The following is an 18,171-nucleotide window of genomic DNA, read 5'->3' as shown; positions in this document are numbered from 1 at the left end:
CCTCAGCGGCCTCGTGGACTCGAAAGCCGCTCAAACCCATTTCCTTGTGACGGGTCCCGCGGTATCGCCATCCCCAGGGCTTTCCGGATTGTCAGCGTCGGTGCTCCCCCGCATCATTCGTCGAAGCTATAATCTTCATTAATACCCAGATCATTGCCGATTACGTTCCCCGGAGAAATACTCCGGGTACCGTATTTATCCCGGATGGTATCAATAGCCCGCTCGAGTTTTTCTTTTTTCTGCCGGGTTATTTTCTGATCCGGCTCCTGGAAAAGGTTCAGCTGTTCCCTGGCAGCGTCCGCGGGGACTAATTTCTGGGCGGTTACGGTGAGCAGCCGGATAGGTTTTCCGGGAGACCATGACGCCTCGATGAGGCTGAGAGATTCCCGGGCCAGCTCAGAAGCGAGCCAGGTAGGACCGGCGGCCGCTTTCTGCCGGGTAATTACTTTCAGTTCAGGATCTTTGATGGTAATCTGCACGGTGAGGCATTTTAGGCCCTGCTGCCGGAGCCGGGACGCCACTGTGTCCGCGAGGGCTGTGACTGCGGTTTTTATATCATCCTGGGAATATAAATTCCTTTTGAATGTCATTCCGTTTCCAATGGAATGGACATCCGGAATTTCGTCCGCGGAGCGGACCGGAGAGGTGTCCGTACCGTTGGCATACTGGAACAGGAGCTCTCCGAATTTTCCCAGCTTCCGTTCCAGGGTCGTTTCCTTTGCCTTCGCAAGGTCGCCGATGGTACTGATGCCAATGGAATGCAGTACATTGGCGGTTGATTCACCAACCATCAGCAAGGCGGAGACCGGCATGGGCCAGACAACATCCCGGAAATTATCTCTGGTAATAATACTGACCGCGTTCGGTTTTTTGAGGTCGCTGGCCAGCTTCGCGAATATTTTATTGAATGAAACGCCCACCGATACGGTAAGTCCGAATTCCCGGGGAATGCGTTCCCGTATAGTATGGGCCAATGCCGCGGGATCTCCGCCGAACAGCCGGATGCTACCGGTTACATCAAGGTAACTTTCATCCCGGCCGAACCGCTCCACCAGATCGGTATATTCTCCGTAGACTGTATTTATCCGCTCGCTGTATTCAGTGTACAAGCGGTGGCGGACCGGGCGCAGCACAAGGCCGGGGCATTTCCGTTTAGCCTGCCAGATCGTTTCCGCTGTTTTTATCCCGAACCCTTTTGCCAGTTCATTCTTCGCGAGGATAATTCCACGGCGGCTTTCCGGGTTTCCGCAGACCGCCATGGGAACTTTTTTAAGCTCCGGTGACAGAATCTCCTCAACGCTGGCGAAAAACGCGTTGCAGTCTATATGGAATATTATCCGTTCTTTTTCAGGGTTCATCCACTTTCATTTTAACGCATTCTTTATAATTTATATAGATAAGATAATGGATATTCTGGCAATAATGGGGCAGCGGATAATGAACGTGTCCTCGGCACGAGTATAGACCGGAATCACCGCTGCTTTGTGTAGACCGTGAATACGGCGGCCTGGGAGTGCTCAGAAGCATCTATACCAAGTAGATAGCTGCGGAACTCAGGGGGAGGGTGAATCGGTTCCCTTCGGCGTGTTCCCGGTTTTTTCCCGGTCCTTGGCGAGCAGCGTCCCCATATTCTCCTGGGCCGCTTTAAACAGCGCCCCGACCGCCTTATACGCAGCGTCCCGGGTCGGTTTATCAATTTCCTTTAAGGCCTTTACCATATCGCTTGCGTGTTTGTACCATGAAGAAGTAAACTGCGGTATGGTCTCGGCGCTGGTTGAAATCAGGACCGTATAAATTGTTTCCGCGAACTGCCTCCGCTGTTCGCTGGTCAGACCAGAAATCCATTCGTTGAGGGTCTGGTCCATAAAGACGCTTCCCTTGGTTACGGTATTTAGCCGTACCACATCATTCCTGGTTACCTGCCAGGAATAAATGTTATGCTGAAGCAGTCCCTTCTGGGTGCTTTCCACCACCGTATAGTCAGCGGGATGCTCAAAGAGCATTCCCACCACCGAACCCTGGGGAACAAACGCCCGGATCTTTTGTTTTACGGCGCTGTATTCTTCAGCGGAAAGTATTTCTTTGCTGATACCGGGCGCGTCTTCGGTATACACCGAAGTTATCCTGTTCTGTATTTTCCTGCCGCAGAATACCGCGGCGTATACCGCCAGGTTGCCGCCCTTGGAATGGCCGCCGAGAACTAATTTTTCTTTCCTGAAAACCGCCGCGGTTTCCTTCAGGTATGAGACCGCTTCAAGCTGGGAGGGGGTATTGGAAAGGAACGCCATATTAAAATCTTCCTTCCAGCCGACCAAGGTATTGTCGGTTCCCCGGTAGGATACGAAGACCGAACCGTCCCCGGTCAGGATTGTAACCGCGGAAAATTGTTTTTCCTGTGCGGTATTAATGTGGTTGACGTAGCGGGTAAGGCGAAGGCTGCGGTACCGTTCATTCTGTCCCAGAGACTCAAAAAAAGGAATGTCATCGGGCCAGATAATACGAAGGGTTTCGGCGGTCCGGCTGTCACTCCGAAGTTTTTTGAAAATTTCTGAAGCTTCTCCTATGGTAATGGAACTATTGTCCGCTTCTCCCGGGAGAATTCCCTCAAAGGGTAAATACGAAATCCGGGAAAGGATGAATTCATCCACCGTATTGACCGGGTCACAGCTGAATGGCAGGTCTCCTCTCCAATTGAGATAATCCAGGATATTCGCCATGGTACAGCCTCCGTTTCCATGTTTTTATAAATGATATGTCAGAATCGTTTTTTTGCATACAGACTGCAGCTTGTAATGAGTTCATGGACATTTTTAGCTTCCGTATAAAATCCGCTCTTCCAGTATCCCGACGCGGTGATGCCCGCGTGCCATCCCGCCTTGATTTCTTTTTCATAGGAGATATTTCCCATTCCGATGACAGCGAAACCGGGAGAGCCGTTCTCGGGAACGGTGCCGGGTATGGTGTACAGGAAATTTACCAGACCGTCCAGGTAAATACCGCCGAATCTGGAGTGGAGCGCGTAAAAATATATCTTCGCTCCGCCGCCGGTACTGAAATCGTAAGTCCGGTGTTCCGCGTCCTCATCCTCGTAGGTTATGTCACCGTACCATATACGGATAAACTCGCTCGCTCCCAGGAATACCCAGTTCAGGTGGGATTTAAAAGACAGTTCCCAGTTCTCCGAAACCGACTGATGCATTTTATAGCCCAGTCCAAGGGAATTCGCGGAGTAATTAACCAGGGAACCGTAAATAAAATCGTAATGAAGATTCAGCGTCAGCGCGCTTTGGTGTTTTTCCGTATCCCAGAGACCAATTGTATACAGCGCCCCGTCGGAAAATAATTCCAGAGAATAATACGGTATGGAGCCCTGGACTCTTGCCCGGACTTCAAAATGATCGTAAGGCGCCCGCACCCGTTTGGAATAGGGGTTGCCGTACACGATACCGCCTTCAATGAACAGTGAGGGCCTGGTAATATCCACGGTACCGGTGCGCTGGCTGTCCATCCGGCTCAGCAGCATCCCGGGGCCAAAGGAAAAATAGGTTTCTTCCTGGTACAGGGGAGAATAGTTCTGAGGATTTCTTCTGTTTCCGAAGATAGCGTCGTTTATGCCGTCAAAGGGACTCAGTATCCATTTGAAAAAAAAGCCCGCCGAATCGGAAGCCACATACAGCCGGTGCAGCATTTCCCCCACGGAAATAGATCCCGCCGTGGTAAGAATTAAATCGTTTATTGAGGGCGTTTCGGTTTCCATGATTAATTCCCAGAATATGCTGTTTCCGGCGGTAAGGGCAGAGGACTGCCAGAAACTTAACCCGTTGGAACGTCCGGCGATATAATAAAATGAACCCTGATAGGGATGACCCAGCTGGTTAACCGGAAATTCATCCTGGTCCCAAACCCATGTGGAAGTTACATTTGAATTTATCGAATCAAGGGATATATAAGCGTAATCGGCTCTTCGAATAAAGCGGTTAACCCCGCCTAATACCAGATTGCTTGCCATTGCCTCAATCAGCGCAACCCCAATCCGGGGCTTTTCCGTAATATCCGGCAGGGATAATTCATCCTGGTCCGCCGCGGGATTTTCCTGAGCCGTTACGGTTTGCGGAACAGCCATTCTGCAGAAAAAAAGAAACAATACTATCCTGAAAAGCGGGAGCGAGTTTTTCACCGGTTATATCCTGAAAAGCTAAAAATATAAATTTATCTAATATTAATATAATAAAATTTGTTTATCAATAACCACATTGCGGTGTTTTTTTCAGCAGGAATAGACGACGGTTTTGTCTCTTCCGGATTTCTTGGCTTCGTACATTGCCATGTCGCCCTTCTGGATAAAGTCGCTCAGGCTTTCACTCTGTCCGGGAACCGAAGATATCATTCCGATACTGACGGTAAATCTGAAACCGGGGATCATTTCAAAGCTGGTATGCTTTACTTCATTCCTGATCCGCTCGGCGATCAGTTCCCCAAGATTTTCCCGGGGATTCTGAACAATGGCGATAAACTCCTCTCCGCCGTACCGGCATGAGAGGTCCCCGTTTCTCAGGCTCTGTTTCAGAATATTGGTAAAAGTTTTAAGGACTTCATCCCCGAACTGGTGACCGTACCGGTCATTGATCATTTTAAAATGATCCAGATCAAAAAAGAGAAGGGTCAGCTCTTTTTTCTGTTCCCTGCAAATATTAAAAAGTACCGTGGCTTCCTGCAGAAAACAATGCCTGTTGGCAATGCTGGTAAGACTGTCGGTTTTTGCCATGGTTTCGATAATCTTGTCGTTTTTTTCCTTCATAAAAAGCAGGTTTATGATGGTACCGGAAACCATCATTAAAATCTGGGCAATAAAAAACAGGGTCTGATATAAATTATTGGTATGAAGACTGACATCTCCGGTTACCAGGGGCAGGATTGACCTCGGTATTATGGTTAACAGCAGTATTACGTAAAAAAAACCGATGGCGTGTTTAAACTTGCTGACTTTTTTTGAAAAGAGAAGTTTAATTGTTGGAGTTACGAGGATCGCAAAGATACTTATCGATGCCATGGTTATGCGCAATGACGGATCTTTGTACATAAACTCAAAGATGTTAAATGATAAAACCACAGCGGCCAGCGTGATTTTGAGAACCGCCGACAAAACCCTTGAATCGGACTCCATCATTGTCAGCAAAAGGCTGGCTTCCATATAGAAACATATATACAGAATGGTATTCCCGGCATTGACCGACAGGATATCCGGGAACACACCCCGCAAAAATAACAGTATATATCCGATGGCGTAGAAAATCCGGATCAGGGTCATCCGCTTGATATTCTGGATGTCGGTGGTACTCAGATTATGGGACTGAAATGTCTGAATCAGAACTGCCGCCGCGATGTTACCCCATACCAGGACACCAATTAATGTTTTGGTATCAAGATCAAAAAGGGTGGTAACAGCGGTATGTATCAGCTCCATGGTCCCATCCTTTATGAGGTTAATCGTTAAATATAACTAATATAGGATAGTATGATACTTTTCATAATGCAACCTGATTTTTTATTTTTGCCCTGACTTTGGAAATACCGTTCCCTGAAATACCAAATACCGATATTTTTGTTTGTAAATAGTGGTTGGTTGACATAATAAATAAACAATAATAAGATATGTTTATAATAAATATAGACAGGAATAACAATGAAAGTAGATGATTTAGAGATTAAGGATATTGGGCGGGGCTATACGATTTCGGAGTTCCCGCGGGAATCGTACCGCTGTGCTGTCTGCGGAAAAACCTTTGAAACAGGGGAAGTATACGGAATCGGCGGACGCTTTTTTGCGGCGTCCCGGGCAATTGAGATACATCTGGAAACGGATCACCGGGATTATCAGGAACAGCTTATTGCCGATGATTCACGGTACAATACTCTAACGGAAAACCAGAAGCAGCTTTTCAGGATGTTTGCCTCCGGAACCAGCGACAAGGAGATTGCCCGGACCTTGGGAGTCGCGGCATCGACGGTGCGGCACCAGAAGTTCATGTTCAGGGAAAAGGCAAAACAGGCAAAACTCTACCTTGCGTTATATGAATACGCCTTCGGGAAAAAAACCGCCGGTATTCAGGATATAATGCCGGTACACGGTCACGCGACGATGGTGGATGAGCGCTATGTAGTAACCGGTGAAGAACGGGACACCATTCTCCATGCGTGTTTTACCAGTCTGGATCCCCTGCGTCTTGGTAAATTTCCACCCAAGGAAAAGAAAAAAGTTGTTATTCTTACAAAGATAGCCGAACAGTTCGAATCGGGAAGAATGTATTCCGAGAAGGATGTTAACCGTATTCTTGAAGCTGTTTTTGATGATTACGCAACAATCCGGCGGTATCTCATTGATTACGGTTTTATGAAGCGCACGCCCGGCGGCGGGGAATACTGGCTGACCATCTGACATGCCGGCAATAAGATTTTTACGTTTTTTTATTGGGAAAGCTTCCGCGCAAATAAACTGATTCTGTCACGGTTAATCACGGAAGTATAAACCGTCAGTTTTGATGCGGCTTTGATGACCATCCGTTCAAAGGCGTTGCATTTGGCGGGGTCATAGATACCGCCCAAAAACGCCTTCGCCGCGGCTCCGGCCGCCAGGGCGGGAGGAAAATTGGTTTCAAAGTACTGTTCATCTCCGGTATCCGAGAGGCCGGAAACAAAAAGCCCCAGTTTTTTTCCCAATAAAACGGATTCGTTCTTTTTGGAGAATTCCCGGATTTCCTTTCTGATCCGGCCCGCCGTAAGGGGACTTCCCAGTATCACCGTATCGTATTGGCCGAGGGACGGGGCAGGGGATTTCCGGATATTGAACAGTTCTGATCCGGGGAGTTCCTCCGCGATGAGTTCCGCTATTTTTTCCGTGGCTCCGTGTTTTGTCGCGTAAAGAATTAAGGTTTTCATAGGGATAGTCCTTACTGCAGTTTTAAATTCAATCAGTAGTAAATAGTAGCCCCTGTGACCATACCGGTCAATAGAAAACTTTCTGTAGTTATGGTGATTTTTATTAAGGTATTTCAATTTGTCCGCCGCCGGATATACTTAAAGTATGAAAAAAAATACGGTGCTTGTATGGGTAATCGGGATAGTTTCCGCGGGTATGGTGATTTTTACCGCTGCGGGAATTGCCGCGGGGAACTTTTTTTACAACCTTGCCATTAACCCGAAAACCGACAAATCCGTGGTTTTCGACGCTCCGTCAAATTCCGAAGGGTCCCGAAGCGGTGAAAAAGAGGATACCCTTCAGCGTGACCAGGAATGGTTTTTCCGGAACGAATATACAGAACGGTATATACAGTCCTTTGATAATCTTACGCTCCACGCCTATGAACTGACGCACCGGGATGATTCCAAAAAATGGGCCGTTTTGTGCCACGGATATACCAGCGATGCCCTTCGCATGGTGACCCAGGGCCGTCAGTTTTACGCCATGGGGTACAACCTGCTCCTGCCCGATGCCCGGGGCCATGGTAAAAGCGGCGGAGATTATATTGGCATGGGATGGCCGGACCGGAAGGATGTGACGGCGTGGATCAATACGCTGGTTGAAGAACATGGAGCCATACAGATTGCGGTATACGGGGTTTCTATGGGCGGCGCCACGGTGATGATGGTTTCCGGGGAGGAACTGCCACCCCAGGTAAAGGCCATAGTTGAGGACTGCGGATATACCTCCGCGTGGGATGTATTCGCCTATCAGCTGAAAACTATATTCGGGCTTCCGGCTTTTCCGGTTATGAATTTTTCATCTATGGTGACGAAAATCCGCGCCGGATATACCCTGGAAGAAGCCAGCGCCCTGGAACAGGTGCGGAAAACATCCGTCCCGATTATGTTTATCCACGGAGACGCGGATACCTTTGTCCCGTTTTATATGCTGGATGAAGTATACGACGCCGCTTCATCCCCGAAGCGCCGGCTGGTGGTTCCGGGGGCCGCCCACGGCATGGCGGCGATTGTGATGGGGGACGCATACTGGACCGAAGTCGGTGACTTTCTCGGAAACTATATAGAGGATTGATTTATTCGGACAGGTTAAGGATATTCCAGAGAGTCGGACTTTCCTGTCCAAGGGACCAGAATCCTATCGACTGCACCCCCATGCCCTTGTACATCTCCATCCGCCTGGAAAGGGAATGGTCATCCTCGTAGTAGACCGTAACAGTCACGGGGATTTCATAGGTGAAAGTGGGAATTCCGTCTTCCCTGCTGACATCGGTTACGTTGTTTTCTTCTTTTATCCGTTCAATACCCGAGAAAAAGAACGCCCGGAAGGTATTTACGTTCCCCCAGGTCCTTCCGTAAAACGGAAGACCCATGATCAGTTTTTCCGGACCGACAACCGCAAGGGAATGCTGGGCCACGGACCGGCACCATTCCATGGACGCGATGGGACCGGGTTTGCTCGTGGACCAGTGCTCGTCATAGGCCATGACAAGAATCCTGTCCACCAAAGGCGCTATCCGGGCATAATCGTACACATCATTCTGAATCGTCCGCATCCGGGCGGGGAGGGCAATGGTAAACAGTTTGTTCCCCAGACCTTCCCGGAGTTCCGCGAGGAAGGAGAGGAACGTTTCCCCGTCATTCTTCGGAACCAATTCAAAATCGATCTGGAGGCCGTCGAAATTCCTGGAGGCCTCGAGCAGATCGGCAATAAGCTGTTTCCGTACCTGGCTGCCTTCCTCAAGTACAAAGTGCGTCAGCGCCCTGCTGTCGGAGATCACCACAAGGTGGACCCTGCCCGGGAACCCTTCAATTTTTTTGGGATCCGGCACACCGGTCAGTTTTCCGTAGGTGTCCACTTCGGCGCCGAAATATCCGACATCGGACAGGGGATAGTGGGTCTTAAGGGTTTCTTCCCGTCCGCTTACCAGGTACCCCCAAATTTCACCGAATGAAGAAACCGGAAGATCCGACAGATACGGCGGAATCTCGACATAGTCGGCGGGCTGTTCGTTTGGTTTATCCGCCGGGATCGAATCACTTTCGTGCGGGGCCGGCGGGGAGGATCTGCACGAACCGAGAAACAAAGAAACGCATAGTATTGCAAAAAGGGGCTTCCATGGATGATTCATCTCTTCCTGAATATAGCAGAAATTGTCTCTTAGTCAAGGGGCGGGTTTTATTGACTTTGTATACCCGGTAACCTAAAATTTTCTAAGGAGGAAATAGCAATTGCCCTTTACATAAACCAGAAGAAGCAGGTAAAAACGTCTATCCCGGAGAAACTCCGCGGATTGCATGCTGCGGGAATTTCGTTCCCGTTTTCCGCTGACGGAAAAAGGCGGGATAAAGAAAAAATTAAAAAAGGAAATTTAAAAAATGGGATCTTATCAAAGAATAAATCCAGTAAAACAGAAGGCTGTTGAAAGCAAAAAAGCGTTTCTCATCGGCGGGGGCATCGCATCCCTTTCTGCGGCGGCGTATATGATCAGGGATGGTCACATGCAGGGTAAAAATATTACCGTCTTCGAAGAACTCGATATTCTCGGCGGCGCCATGGACGGCAAAGGGGACGCCGAAAAAGGTTATATCGCCCGGGGCGGCCGCGAGCTGGAAGAACATTACGAATGCATGTTCGATCTCTGGGGATTTATTCCGTCCCTGAAGGATCCGTCCCGTACCGTTCTCGATGAAATCCGGGAACTGAATATTGCCGAGCCTGTGGAGTCCCACAGCCGGCTGACCTATAAACAGGGAAAAATCGCTGACTTTTCTTCGTTTGGTCTTAAAGACCGGCATGTGGTTGAAATAATAAAACTGATGCTTGAAACCGAGGAACGTCTCGGTACTAAAACCATCGAACAGTATTTTGACAAGTCATTCCTGGAAACAAATTTTTATTATTTCTGGCGGTCCATGTTCGCCTTTGAAAACTGGCACAGTGTTGTTGAAGTCCGGCGGTACATGCGCCGGTTCATCCATCTGCTGCCCGGCATGAACCGTTTATGGGGAATCCTCCATACTGAATACAACCAGTACGATTCCATGATTCTTCCCCTGATAACCTGGCTCAAAAAACAGGGGGTTCGTTTTGAACTCAACACCCAGGTTGTCGATATTGATATAACCGCCAAGGGGGGGAAGAAGACGGTCACCGGTATCCATATTCTGAAGAAGGGAAAGGAATCGGTGGTCAAAACCGCCGCCGCAGATCTCGTCTTTGTGACCAATGGTTCAATGACAGAAAATTCAACCTACGGGGACAACAGCAAACCGCCGGTTCTCAACCGGGATACGGCGAAAGCCGGCTGCTGGAGCCTCTGGAAAAAGATAGCCGCCAAAGGAAAGGGTTTTGGCCGTCCGGAGGTTTTCTGCGGCGATATTGACAAAACAAAGTGGGAATCCTTTACCATGACCTTCAAGGGGAAATTCATGGCGGACTATCTCGGAAAGCTCACCGACCGTAAGCCGGGAATGGCTGGGGTGGTAACCGTAAAGGACTCCAACTGGCTGATCAGCTGGACAGTCCCGAAGCAGCCCCATTTCCCGAATCAGCCGAAGGATGTATTTGTTGTATGGGCCTATGGGTTATTCCCCGATGCGGAGGGAAATTTCATAAAAAAGAAAATGTCCGAATGTACGGGACTGGAACTTGTTTCCGAACTCCTTTATCATATGGGCCTGGAGAAAAAGATAAAGGATCTTCTTCCCACAGTAAAGGTTATTCCCTGCATGATGCCCTACATCACCAGCCAGTTTATGCCCCGGGTAAAAGGCGACCGGCCGGATGTAATTCCCGAAGGGAGCGTAAACCTCGCGTTCCTGGGGCAGTTTGCGGAGCAGCCGGATGACTGTGTTTTTACGGTGGAGTATTCGGTACGGACCGCCATGACCGCCGTATACCGGATGCTTAATCTTGAAAAGGAAGTTATTCCGGTATTTCCTTCGTTCTACGATATCCGGACCCTTACACAGGCCACAAAGGTTCTGTACGGCGGGAAGATTCCCGGCGAGACCATCGCCCACCATCTTCTGAGAAAAACTTCCCTTGCGGAACTACTTTAGTTTTTTCTGCGGCGGTTAAAAGCCGCCGCAGAAAAAAGAAAATAATAAGGAAGCCTCATGAATACTGCGATTTCTATTTTAGACGGAAAATCCGTTTCGGCCCTGGGCCAGGGAACCTGGTATATGGGGGACGATCCCCGGAAGCGTACCGATGAAATAAAAGCGCTCCGGACGGGCATAGACCTGGGTATGGAAGTGATCGATACTGCGGAGATGTACGGCGACGGAAGGTCCGAGGTCCTGGTCGGCGAGGCGATCGCGGGAAGACGGGACAAGGTTTTTCTCATCAGCAAGGTACTGCCCTCAAACGCCAGCAGGAAAGGAACGAAGGCTGCCTGCGAGAACAGTCTGAAACGTCTCGGAACCGATACACTTGACATGTATCTTCTGCACTGGCAGGGGCGGTATCCCTTTGCCGAAACCGTGGAAGCCATGCTTGAGCTGGTTAAAGAAGGCAAGATCCGTTCCTGGGGAGTCAGCAACATGGATGTTCCGGAGATGGAAGAATTTTATTCGATCTCCGGAGGAAATACCTGCGCCGCCAATGAGGTTCTGTACAATCTGTCCCGGCGGGGTATCGAATTCGATTTGATTCCCTGGTGCGGAAAAAAGAAACTTCCTATCATTGCCTATTCCCCGATAGAGCAGGGGCGGGTTCTGGATAATTCCGCCCTGCGGGAGCTTGGGGAAAAACACGGGGTTACCCCTGCCCAGATTACCCTTGCCTGGGTACTCAGGATGCCCGGTGTACTGGCTATTCCCAAGGCGGGCAGTCCCGGGCATGTGGAAGAAAATTTCGGCGCCCTGTCAGTCTCCCTGACAGAAGATGATATGGAAATTCTGGATGAAAACTTTCCCGCCCCGGGAAGGAAGGTCCCCCTGGAGATGCTCTAAGCCCGCGCTTAAGTCCCGGTTACTGTTCCAGGATGAGTCCCACGGGGCAGTGGTCGCTGCCGTGTATATCACTGTAAATGAGCGCGCCGGAAACCTGCTGCATAAGCCGGCTGGATACAATAAAGTAGTCCAGCCGCCATCCGGTATTGTTCGCCCGGGCGTTTCCCATATAGCTCCACCAGGTATAGGCGCTTTTTTCATCGGGATGCAGGGTCCGGTAGGTATCTGAAAACCCAGCCTGCAGAAGTTCCGTCATCTTGGTGCGTTCTTCGATGGTGAACCCCGCGCTCCGTTCATTGGATTTAGCGTTTTTTATATCAATCACTTCATGGGCTACATTGAGATCGCCGCATACAACTACAGGCTTTTTCTTATCCAGTTTCAGAAGGTACGCCTTAAAATCTTTTTCCCAGCCCATACGGTATTCGAGCCGTTCCAGCTCACGCTTTGAGTTGGGGGTGTATACATTAACGAGGTAAAAGCCGCTGTACTCCAGCGTAATGACCCGTCCTTCCCGGTCGTGTTCATCCTTGCCGATTCCGTACCACTCCGAAAGAGGTTTTGTCCGGGAAAATACCGCGGTTCCGGAATAGCCCTTCTTTTCGGCGCTGTTCCAGAATTCTTCATATCCTGAGATATCAATTTCCGCCTGGCCTTTTTCCATCTTTGTTTCCTGGAGGCAGAATATATCCGCGTCCAGTTTTTTGAAGGAATCCAAAAAACCTTTATTGAGACAGGCCCTGAGTCCGTTGACATTCCATGAAACCAGTTTCATTGTTCCGCTCCTTTAAAACCTTCCGCATTGTATCCGCAAGCGCCGCTGCATGTATATAAAAACCGGAAAGGATCACTTAAAAATAAGTTTTAAAAAAATAAACTGCAAAATTGTATTTGCCGGAAGCAGCCACAGGACCCAGTTCATGGAATTGCCGGCAAAAAATCTTTTTTTGATATACGCGTCGGTCTGGGTATACAGGGACTCGCCCACCTGCGGGGCTTCACCGGATGTATCCACGGATACATGGTACATGATATCCCCGAAGGGAATCTGCTCAAGGATAAACTGTACCCCTTTGCGGATGAGCCAGGGGATCCTGCTATTGTAAGCCTCCTGGAATGAGTCCGCGATGGTTTCCGCCCAGTCATATCCTTTTTTTATCGGGCTTTCAGAACCGGCGGCTATCTTTTCCGCGATTCCTCCGCACAGTTTCCGGAACAAGGGTGTCAAATAACCGTAGCTTATCCGGATGGTATCAATAATGAGAAACCGGTAGGTACAATAGGCCGCGGCGACGCAGGACGCGGCCCCTGCCAGGATAATCAGAAAAAGGTACAGACCCTTCAAGCCGGTGATGCCGGCGCTGAAAAAACCGACGAGCCCCGCGGCTAAGGCGCCGGTATTCGGGAGGAGAAAAAACAACCCCATAAGAAGGGTGTATTTGACCGCCCGGCTCCCCTGTTTCGCCGCGTCCGCCGCAATGCCCGCCGCGGACGCTGTTGTTTCATTGGAGAATTCTCCGTGCTGTAATTCTGAATCGCCGTTCATACTGAATCCTTATGCTACTCTCTGGCTATTCTGTATTTTACGTACAGTTCCTCCAGAGTTTTTTTCGGACCCGGAAGGGAAAACCGCTTTCTGAAAAAAGCCGCGTCCCGCCGTTCAACATAGAAATTGTAGATGACCCTGGGATCGTCATTTTCAATCGACGCATAGGACGGTATCTTTCCCAGATAGGACCGTACCTCATTGTGGTCCACCGCGCTGATTCCGTATTTGTTCAGCCGTGAACGTACTTCCAGAATTTCCTCATAGGATATCCCGAAGAGAAATTCCTCCAGAGCCCAGCGGGTTTCATCATCCGTGAGATTGTCAATCAGGAATTTCCGCCAGTCGTCTCCCAGTTCCATGGAAAGGCGCATCATTTCGCTGGAGCCGTTCATGGTCCCGAAACAGGGCGGTGACGCGTCACGGGCAGCCCAAAGGGCCTGCAGGGCCGGCAGGTGGCGGTTCATTCTGGGATCGTTTCCCGTGTCCCAGATTGAAATGAGATCATGGGCCAGCTGTATTTTTATCGCATCAGAAAATGACGGTTCATCGAGACCGGAAAAGTATACTTCTTCGGCCATCAGTGTGGAAATAATTGAAAAGATTACTTTTTGCAGGGGGACATACAGTTTCTTGATATCCGGAACCAGCATGGCAAGCATGGAAAATGACTGGAATTTCGCCACCAGGTATCCGCGGGTTGCCACTACCCGGGTAGGGGTATAGAGAAGCCGGGATGAGGTTGAAAATTGGTACAGCGATTTGACCAGGTCCTGTTCGCTCCGTACCTCTCCCCGGAGCACCTGGTTCTCCCGGACCGAAGGAAACAGGGAAATAGCTTCTCCCAGGGCTTTGAGAGATGAAAAACGTTTGCTGACCAGCTCTGATTCCTCAGGGTAATTGGCTGTGAGGTATTCCTGTATTTCCGTTACCAGCTGCTGTTCCTGTTCACTTAAACTGAGCATATTCAAACCAACCCAATCATTATTCTATACAAAGAATGAACTTACCCCAGAAGTTACTATAAATCAAGTATACTCGTTTTTTCCGCCGGGGCAACCGTGGAATGCATAAAGTTCATATACCTAACGGTAGATATATTAGTGAGTATGATTGAAGTCACGGGTTCGGAAGTATATCAACCGATACCCCGCAACCAGAAATGGGGGCAGTGTAAGACTTGCCGCCTGGGGCGTCAAGTCTTTCAGGAGTTTTGCTCTGCAAAACTCCATGGATAATACGGCAAGACTGGAGTGAGGGGTCGTGTCCTTCGGACACACGCAGCCCTCATGTGAGGGCAGTGCCAAGCCGGTTAGGCCGGAAGGTATCCGTTTTTTCCCGGCAGGCCTCGAAGTCCCGTTAATACGGGTGCTTTCCGGCCTGTCAGACTTGGTGATCCCCCGCACCTTGCTTTGTTTTACCGGATGCTGTATTATAGATGAAAGAAACCGGCAGTCGCTGTGCTTGTGCAGACTGCTGGTTTCTTTTTTATTGCCGGGGTGTTCCCCGGGGCTTGTGAGCAAAAAATACGATTTCGAGGTATGTCTGTGAAAATCGATATACTACAAAAATCCTCCGGAAAACTATACGAATCACGGCTTCTGCAGCAGACGAGTTACTGGAGTTCCGTAAAGGGCGGTCTTGGCTGGGAACCGCTGGCCTTTGATATACAGTTCGGGAACCGTACCATCGGTGATGTCCTGATTCTCAAAAAGAACCTCGGTGAAGGCCGTTTTATGGCATACGCGCCCTACGGACCTGAGACTATTCCCGAGGAAACTTCGGAAGGCGTATATCTGGCGGAATTATCCGAACAGCTGTATCCGTATCTGGGAAATTCCTGCATATTCATGCGCTGGGATATACCCTGGGAATCACCTTACGCGGATGATCCCGGACGGTACAATGAAAAAAACGAATGGCTGGGCCCGCCCGAGACACGGCTGCAGGAACTGAGGATGAACTGGGGTGTTGAAAGGACCGGCCTCCGCAAGGCTTCATCAAATTACCTGCCCAACGATACTATTATTCTGGATATCCGGGATGAACAGGAATCACTGCTGGAAAAAATGCACCCGAAAACGCGGTACAACATTCGTCTCGCGGAGCGGCATCAGGTTACCGTACGGGAGGGAACCTGCAGGGATATCGGTATTTGGAATACCCTGTATTCCGTGACCGCCGCCAGAAACAGTATCCAAAACCACGGTTCCGATTATTTTTTCCAGCTCTTTAAAAGCAGGAGTACCGGAAAATCCATCGGAATAGAGTCGGGTTCAGTACCGGACACCTCGATAAGTCTCCTGATCGCCGAAGCGGATGAGACACCGCTGGCGGCAATGTTTATGGCTACATCTTCGGACCGGGCCACATATCTGTACGGAGCCTCTTCGGATGACCGGCGGAACTATATGGCCCCCTACGCGCTGCAGTGGTACGCCATACAAAAAGCAAAGGATGTTTCCTGCACGAGCTATGATTTTTTTGGTGTCGCTCCGGCGCCGGAACCGGAACATCCCATGCACGGACTCTACCGGTTTAAAAAGGGGTTCGGCGGCAGAATGCTGCACCGCCAGGGCGCCTGGGATTATCCCTATGACGAGAAACTGTATATGCAGTACCAGTGCAAGGAAGCGGCGTCCCCCGGATTCAACGTTTAGCCCGGGTCTGGGTTTTACATCAGTACGAATATTCCCGCGGCCATGAGCACGGTTCCGATCAGCGTCTTGACGGTGAAGGGTTCCTTAAGCAGAATCGCCGCAAGAACAATGGTGATAACGAGGCTTGATTTATCAATTGCCACTACCTTGGAGACATCACCGATCTGCAGGGCCCGGTAATAAAAAAGCCATGAAGCCCCTGTGGCGATTCCCGACAGAACCAGGAAAACAATATTCTGCCGCGACAGGGAAGAGATTCCTTTCTGGGCGCCGGCAATAAAAACCATGCCCCAGGAAAAGAGCAGCACCACCACCGTCCGGATCGCCGTCGCCAGATGGGAATTGACGCCGTTTAATCCTATCTTTGCAAGAATGCTTGTGAGTGATGCGAACACCGCGGACAGTACTGCGTAAACAATCCACATAATGAGAAAAGTATATTGTGTTCCCGGCCGAATGGCAATGCGGCGGGAAACTCCTAATCGGAACTGATTTTTACGTAAACCTGCCGCTTCCTGGGGCCGTCAAATTCAACAAAGAAAATACCCTGGGAACTGCCGAGCATGAGTTTCCCCAGGTCTATTATCAGGGATACCGAGACTCCCATGATCGCAGATTTTACGTGGCCGGCAGCGTCCTGGGGCGTATCATGCTGATGTTTGAAATTAACCTTTGTCGGAATGAGCCGGGAAATTTCATCCTGGATATCCTCGAATCCCCTGGGGTCCCAGGGGGAGGTTACGGTTACGGACGCGGTGGAGTGGGGGATATATACGATGCAGGTTCCGTTCTGTACCCCGCTTTCCGCCACAATTTCCAGGACCCGGTCGGTGATGGATACCACATCGTTGAATTGTGTTTCCACGGGGAATTGCTTGAACATGGCAAAACTCCTATAGGATTATTATTTCACTGGAACGGACACAGGCCGCGCCTTTGCTGAAACTCCAGGGGCCTTCACAGCCCCGGCCGCTTCGTTCGCCGATCATGATCTGTATGTACCCCATGAGGAGGCAGAGGGGTGTAAACTGGGTAAGCAGGCCGCAGAAAGACAGTTCCGTTTTCGGGACCTTGCAGTAGACCGCGGGGACGTTAAAATCCGCTTCATCGCCGTCGGTGATGACCATGAGGGGCCGTCCCAGTTCCCGGGCATAGGCGATTACTTCCTTTGCCCTGCTGAGCGCGGGATTATCTTTGCTGATAACAACCACGGTTCCTATTCGTTCGTTGTCCCGCATAAAGAAATTAAGATGGAGCCATTCCTCGGTGTTTACCGACGCGGCGAATGCGCCGGTGGCCTCAAAAACCTTCGCCGTTCCGAACCACGCGGTGGCGTAATCCATGCCGGAACCGATAAAATCAAAGGCGGGAAAGTCTTTCCATGTTTTTGCTGTTTTAAGGGCTTCCGTATCCATGGCCGGAAGCGTGTCTTCCAGCGCGTCCGCCTGGGCAAGGATATCTTTGCGGTACGCCTTGGCGGTATCCATGGTAAACTTTCCCTTTACCTCACCGATGCGGATCGCTATCAGGAGCAGCGCCAGGAGTGAAACCAGGTACGTCCGCGTTCCCGGGGCGCTTTCGAATTTTGGGATTTCCATCCGGACAATCCGCTTCGACTTTGTACCCACCGGGGATTCCGGGTCCCCGGTTATGCCCAGGGAAAACGCTCCGTATTTGTTGACCCGGTCTATGGCTTCCCCGAGGCGGGCAACCTTTCCGGAGTTGCTCACCGCGATTACCAGGGGATTGTTCGGAGCATAACCGAGGTATTTTTTATTGTAGTGGCGGCTCAGTTCTATGGTCTGAACCACTTCGGTCCGTATACCCGTAAGTTCCTCAAAGGCGTACCGCATACCGTATACCGCCGCATAAGAGTCACCGCATCCGGTCAGTACTATCCGCTGAATGCTGTAGATTTCAGGGGTTGAAAGGGTTTCCCTGATCTTCGGTTCGAGATCTTTGTACTGCTCCCGGATCAGGTCCGGAAGGCTGAACACCTGTCTCCGCAGGGGATTGTCAAATTCCATG

17 protein-coding genes are annotated in these 18,171 nt (G+C 50.1%); 5 read left to right on the top strand and 12 right to left on the bottom strand.

The window, feature by feature from the left end:
• Window positions 1-113: 113 nt before the first annotated feature.
• From dinB to JFL75_RS05980, 4 genes are all read right to left on the bottom strand, one after another.
• The gene (gene dinB / locus JFL75_RS05995; protein ID WP_215625780.1) at window positions 114-1,358 is read right to left on the bottom strand and encodes a DNA polymerase IV; all 1,245 of its coding nucleotides are present in this window, start codon (window positions 1,356-1,358) and stop codon (window positions 114-116) included.
• A 195-nt stretch (window positions 1,359-1,553) separates the two neighbouring features.
• Complete coding sequence (locus tag JFL75_RS05990; protein WP_215625779.1) at window positions 1,554-2,717, bottom strand: Mbeg1-like protein; 1,164 nt, start codon at window positions 2,715-2,717, stop codon at window positions 1,554-1,556.
• 38 nt (window positions 2,718-2,755) lie between these two features.
• Window positions 2,756-4,177 (bottom strand): DUF3943 domain-containing protein, encoded by a 1,422-nt coding sequence (locus tag JFL75_RS05985; protein WP_215625778.1) that lies wholly within the window; start codon window positions 4,175-4,177, stop codon window positions 2,756-2,758.
• Window positions 4,178-4,267: 90 nt separating this feature from the next.
• Window positions 4,268-5,464 carry a GGDEF domain-containing protein gene (locus tag JFL75_RS05980; protein ID WP_215625777.1) on the bottom strand — a complete coding sequence of 399 codons (1,197 nt, stop codon included), beginning with the start codon at window positions 5,462-5,464 and terminating at the stop codon, window positions 4,268-4,270.
• 219 nt (window positions 5,465-5,683) lie between these two features.
• Between JFL75_RS05980 and JFL75_RS05975 the strand changes: the two genes are divergently transcribed.
• A complete protein-coding gene (locus tag JFL75_RS05975; protein ID WP_215625776.1) occupies window positions 5,684-6,436 on the top strand; it encodes a DUF2087 domain-containing protein in 753 nt (250 codons plus the stop codon).
• Between the two features lie 29 nt (window positions 6,437-6,465).
• On the opposite strand, the gene JFL75_RS05970 is transcribed toward JFL75_RS05975, so the two are convergent.
• Window positions 6,466-6,936: a flavodoxin domain-containing protein gene (locus tag JFL75_RS05970; RefSeq protein ID WP_215625775.1), complete on the bottom strand. Its 471-nt coding sequence runs from the start codon at window positions 6,934-6,936 to the stop codon at window positions 6,466-6,468.
• A 145-nt stretch (window positions 6,937-7,081) separates the two neighbouring features.
• Between JFL75_RS05970 and JFL75_RS05965 the strand changes: the two genes are divergently transcribed.
• Window positions 7,082-8,053: an alpha/beta hydrolase gene (locus JFL75_RS05965; protein ID WP_215625774.1), complete on the top strand. Its 972-nt coding sequence runs from the start codon at window positions 7,082-7,084 to the stop codon at window positions 8,051-8,053.
• Window position 8,054: 1 nt separating this feature from the next.
• On the opposite strand, the gene JFL75_RS05960 is transcribed toward JFL75_RS05965, so the two are convergent.
• Window positions 8,055-9,110, bottom strand: coding sequence for a glycosyl hydrolase family 18 protein (locus tag JFL75_RS05960; protein WP_215625773.1), 1,056 nt, complete (start codon window positions 9,108-9,110; stop codon window positions 8,055-8,057).
• A 247-nt stretch (window positions 9,111-9,357) separates the two neighbouring features.
• Between JFL75_RS05960 and JFL75_RS05955 the strand changes: the two genes are divergently transcribed.
• Entirely contained in the window at window positions 9,358-11,043 is a 1,686-nt protein-coding gene (locus tag JFL75_RS05955; RefSeq protein ID WP_215625772.1) for an oleate hydratase, read from the top strand.
• Window positions 11,044-11,100: 57 nt separating this feature from the next.
• Entirely contained in the window at window positions 11,101-11,937 is an 837-nt protein-coding gene (locus JFL75_RS05950; protein WP_215625771.1) for an aldo/keto reductase, read from the top strand.
• Window positions 11,938-11,956: 19 nt separating this feature from the next.
• Here JFL75_RS05950 and JFL75_RS05945 read toward each other — a convergent pair whose 3' ends face one another.
• The 3 genes from JFL75_RS05945 to JFL75_RS05935 form a co-directional block, all read right to left on the bottom strand.
• Window positions 11,957-12,712 carry an exodeoxyribonuclease III gene (locus JFL75_RS05945; protein ID WP_215625770.1) on the bottom strand — a complete coding sequence of 252 codons (756 nt, stop codon included), beginning with the start codon at window positions 12,710-12,712 and terminating at the stop codon, window positions 11,957-11,959.
• Window positions 12,713-12,784: 72 nt separating this feature from the next.
• Complete coding sequence (locus JFL75_RS05940) at window positions 12,785-13,483, bottom strand: hypothetical protein (RefSeq protein ID WP_215625769.1); 699 nt, start codon at window positions 13,481-13,483, stop codon at window positions 12,785-12,787.
• 14 nt (window positions 13,484-13,497) lie between these two features.
• The gene (locus tag JFL75_RS05935) at window positions 13,498-14,448 is read right to left on the bottom strand and encodes a hypothetical protein (RefSeq protein ID WP_215625768.1); all 951 of its coding nucleotides are present in this window, start codon (window positions 14,446-14,448) and stop codon (window positions 13,498-13,500) included.
• 576 nt (window positions 14,449-15,024) lie between these two features.
• Between JFL75_RS05935 and JFL75_RS05930 the strand changes: the two genes are divergently transcribed.
• Window positions 15,025-16,143: a lipid II:glycine glycyltransferase FemX gene (locus JFL75_RS05930; protein ID WP_215625767.1), complete on the top strand. Its 1,119-nt coding sequence runs from the start codon at window positions 15,025-15,027 to the stop codon at window positions 16,141-16,143.
• 14 nt (window positions 16,144-16,157) lie between these two features.
• Here the strand turns inward: JFL75_RS05930 and JFL75_RS05925 are convergent, their stop codons facing one another.
• From JFL75_RS05925 to JFL75_RS05915, 3 genes are read right to left on the bottom strand one after another with little or no spacing between them, the layout of a single operon-like run.
• Window positions 16,158-16,571: an EamA family transporter gene (locus tag JFL75_RS05925; protein ID WP_251106223.1), complete on the bottom strand. Its 414-nt coding sequence runs from the start codon at window positions 16,569-16,571 to the stop codon at window positions 16,158-16,160.
• Window positions 16,572-16,621: 50 nt separating this feature from the next.
• On the bottom strand, window positions 16,622-17,026 hold the full coding sequence (locus tag JFL75_RS05920; RefSeq protein ID WP_215625765.1) for a secondary thiamine-phosphate synthase enzyme YjbQ: 405 nt from the start codon (window positions 17,024-17,026) through the stop codon (window positions 16,622-16,624).
• 10 nt (window positions 17,027-17,036) lie between these two features.
• Window positions 17,037-18,170: an SIS domain-containing protein gene (locus JFL75_RS05915; RefSeq protein ID WP_215625764.1), complete on the bottom strand. Its 1,134-nt coding sequence runs from the start codon at window positions 18,168-18,170 to the stop codon at window positions 17,037-17,039.
• Between the last annotated feature and the right edge of the window lies 1 nt (window position 18,171).

The organism is Breznakiella homolactica, assembly GCF_016616095.2.
Lineage (GTDB): Bacteria > Spirochaetota > Spirochaetia > Treponematales > Breznakiellaceae > Breznakiella > Breznakiella homolactica.
Note: the sequence above shows the minus strand (reverse complement) of the source record. Positions and strands in the feature narration are given on the sequence as shown.

Coding starts and splice junctions, on each gene's coding strand:
- JFL75_RS05990 (WP_215625779.1), bottom strand. CDS start 2,717: ATGGCGAATATCCTGGATTATCTCAATTGGAGAGGAGACCTGCCATTC.
- JFL75_RS05970 (WP_215625775.1), bottom strand. CDS start 6,936: ATGAAAACCTTAATTCTTTACGCGACAAAACACGGAGCCACGGAAAAA.
- JFL75_RS05940 (WP_215625769.1), bottom strand. CDS start 13,483: ATGAACGGCGATTCAGAATTACAGCACGGAGAATTCTCCAATGAAACA.
- JFL75_RS05920 (WP_215625765.1), bottom strand. CDS start 17,026: ATGTTCAAGCAATTCCCCGTGGAAACACAATTCAACGATGTGGTATCC.
- JFL75_RS05980 (WP_215625777.1), bottom strand. CDS start 5,464: ATGGAGCTGATACATACCGCTGTTACCACCCTTTTTGATCTTGATACC.
- JFL75_RS05965 (WP_215625774.1), top strand. CDS start 7,082: ATGAAAAAAAATACGGTGCTTGTATGGGTAATCGGGATAGTTTCCGCG.
- JFL75_RS05930 (WP_215625767.1), top strand. CDS start 15,025: ATGTCTGTGAAAATCGATATACTACAAAAATCCTCCGGAAAACTATAC.
- JFL75_RS05955 (WP_215625772.1), top strand. CDS start 9,358: ATGGGATCTTATCAAAGAATAAATCCAGTAAAACAGAAGGCTGTTGAA.
- JFL75_RS05935 (WP_215625768.1), bottom strand. CDS start 14,448: ATGCTCAGTTTAAGTGAACAGGAACAGCAGCTGGTAACGGAAATACAG.
- JFL75_RS05950 (WP_215625771.1), top strand. CDS start 11,101: ATGAATACTGCGATTTCTATTTTAGACGGAAAATCCGTTTCGGCCCTG.
- dinB (WP_215625780.1), bottom strand. CDS start 1,358: ATGAACCCTGAAAAAGAACGGATAATATTCCATATAGACTGCAACGCG.
- JFL75_RS05975 (WP_215625776.1), top strand. CDS start 5,684: ATGAAAGTAGATGATTTAGAGATTAAGGATATTGGGCGGGGCTATACG.
- JFL75_RS05915 (WP_215625764.1), bottom strand. CDS start 18,170: ATGGAATTTGACAATCCCCTGCGGAGACAGGTGTTCAGCCTTCCGGAC.
- JFL75_RS05945 (WP_215625770.1), bottom strand. CDS start 12,712: ATGAAACTGGTTTCATGGAATGTCAACGGACTCAGGGCCTGTCTCAAT.
- JFL75_RS05960 (WP_215625773.1), bottom strand. CDS start 9,110: ATGAATCATCCATGGAAGCCCCTTTTTGCAATACTATGCGTTTCTTTG.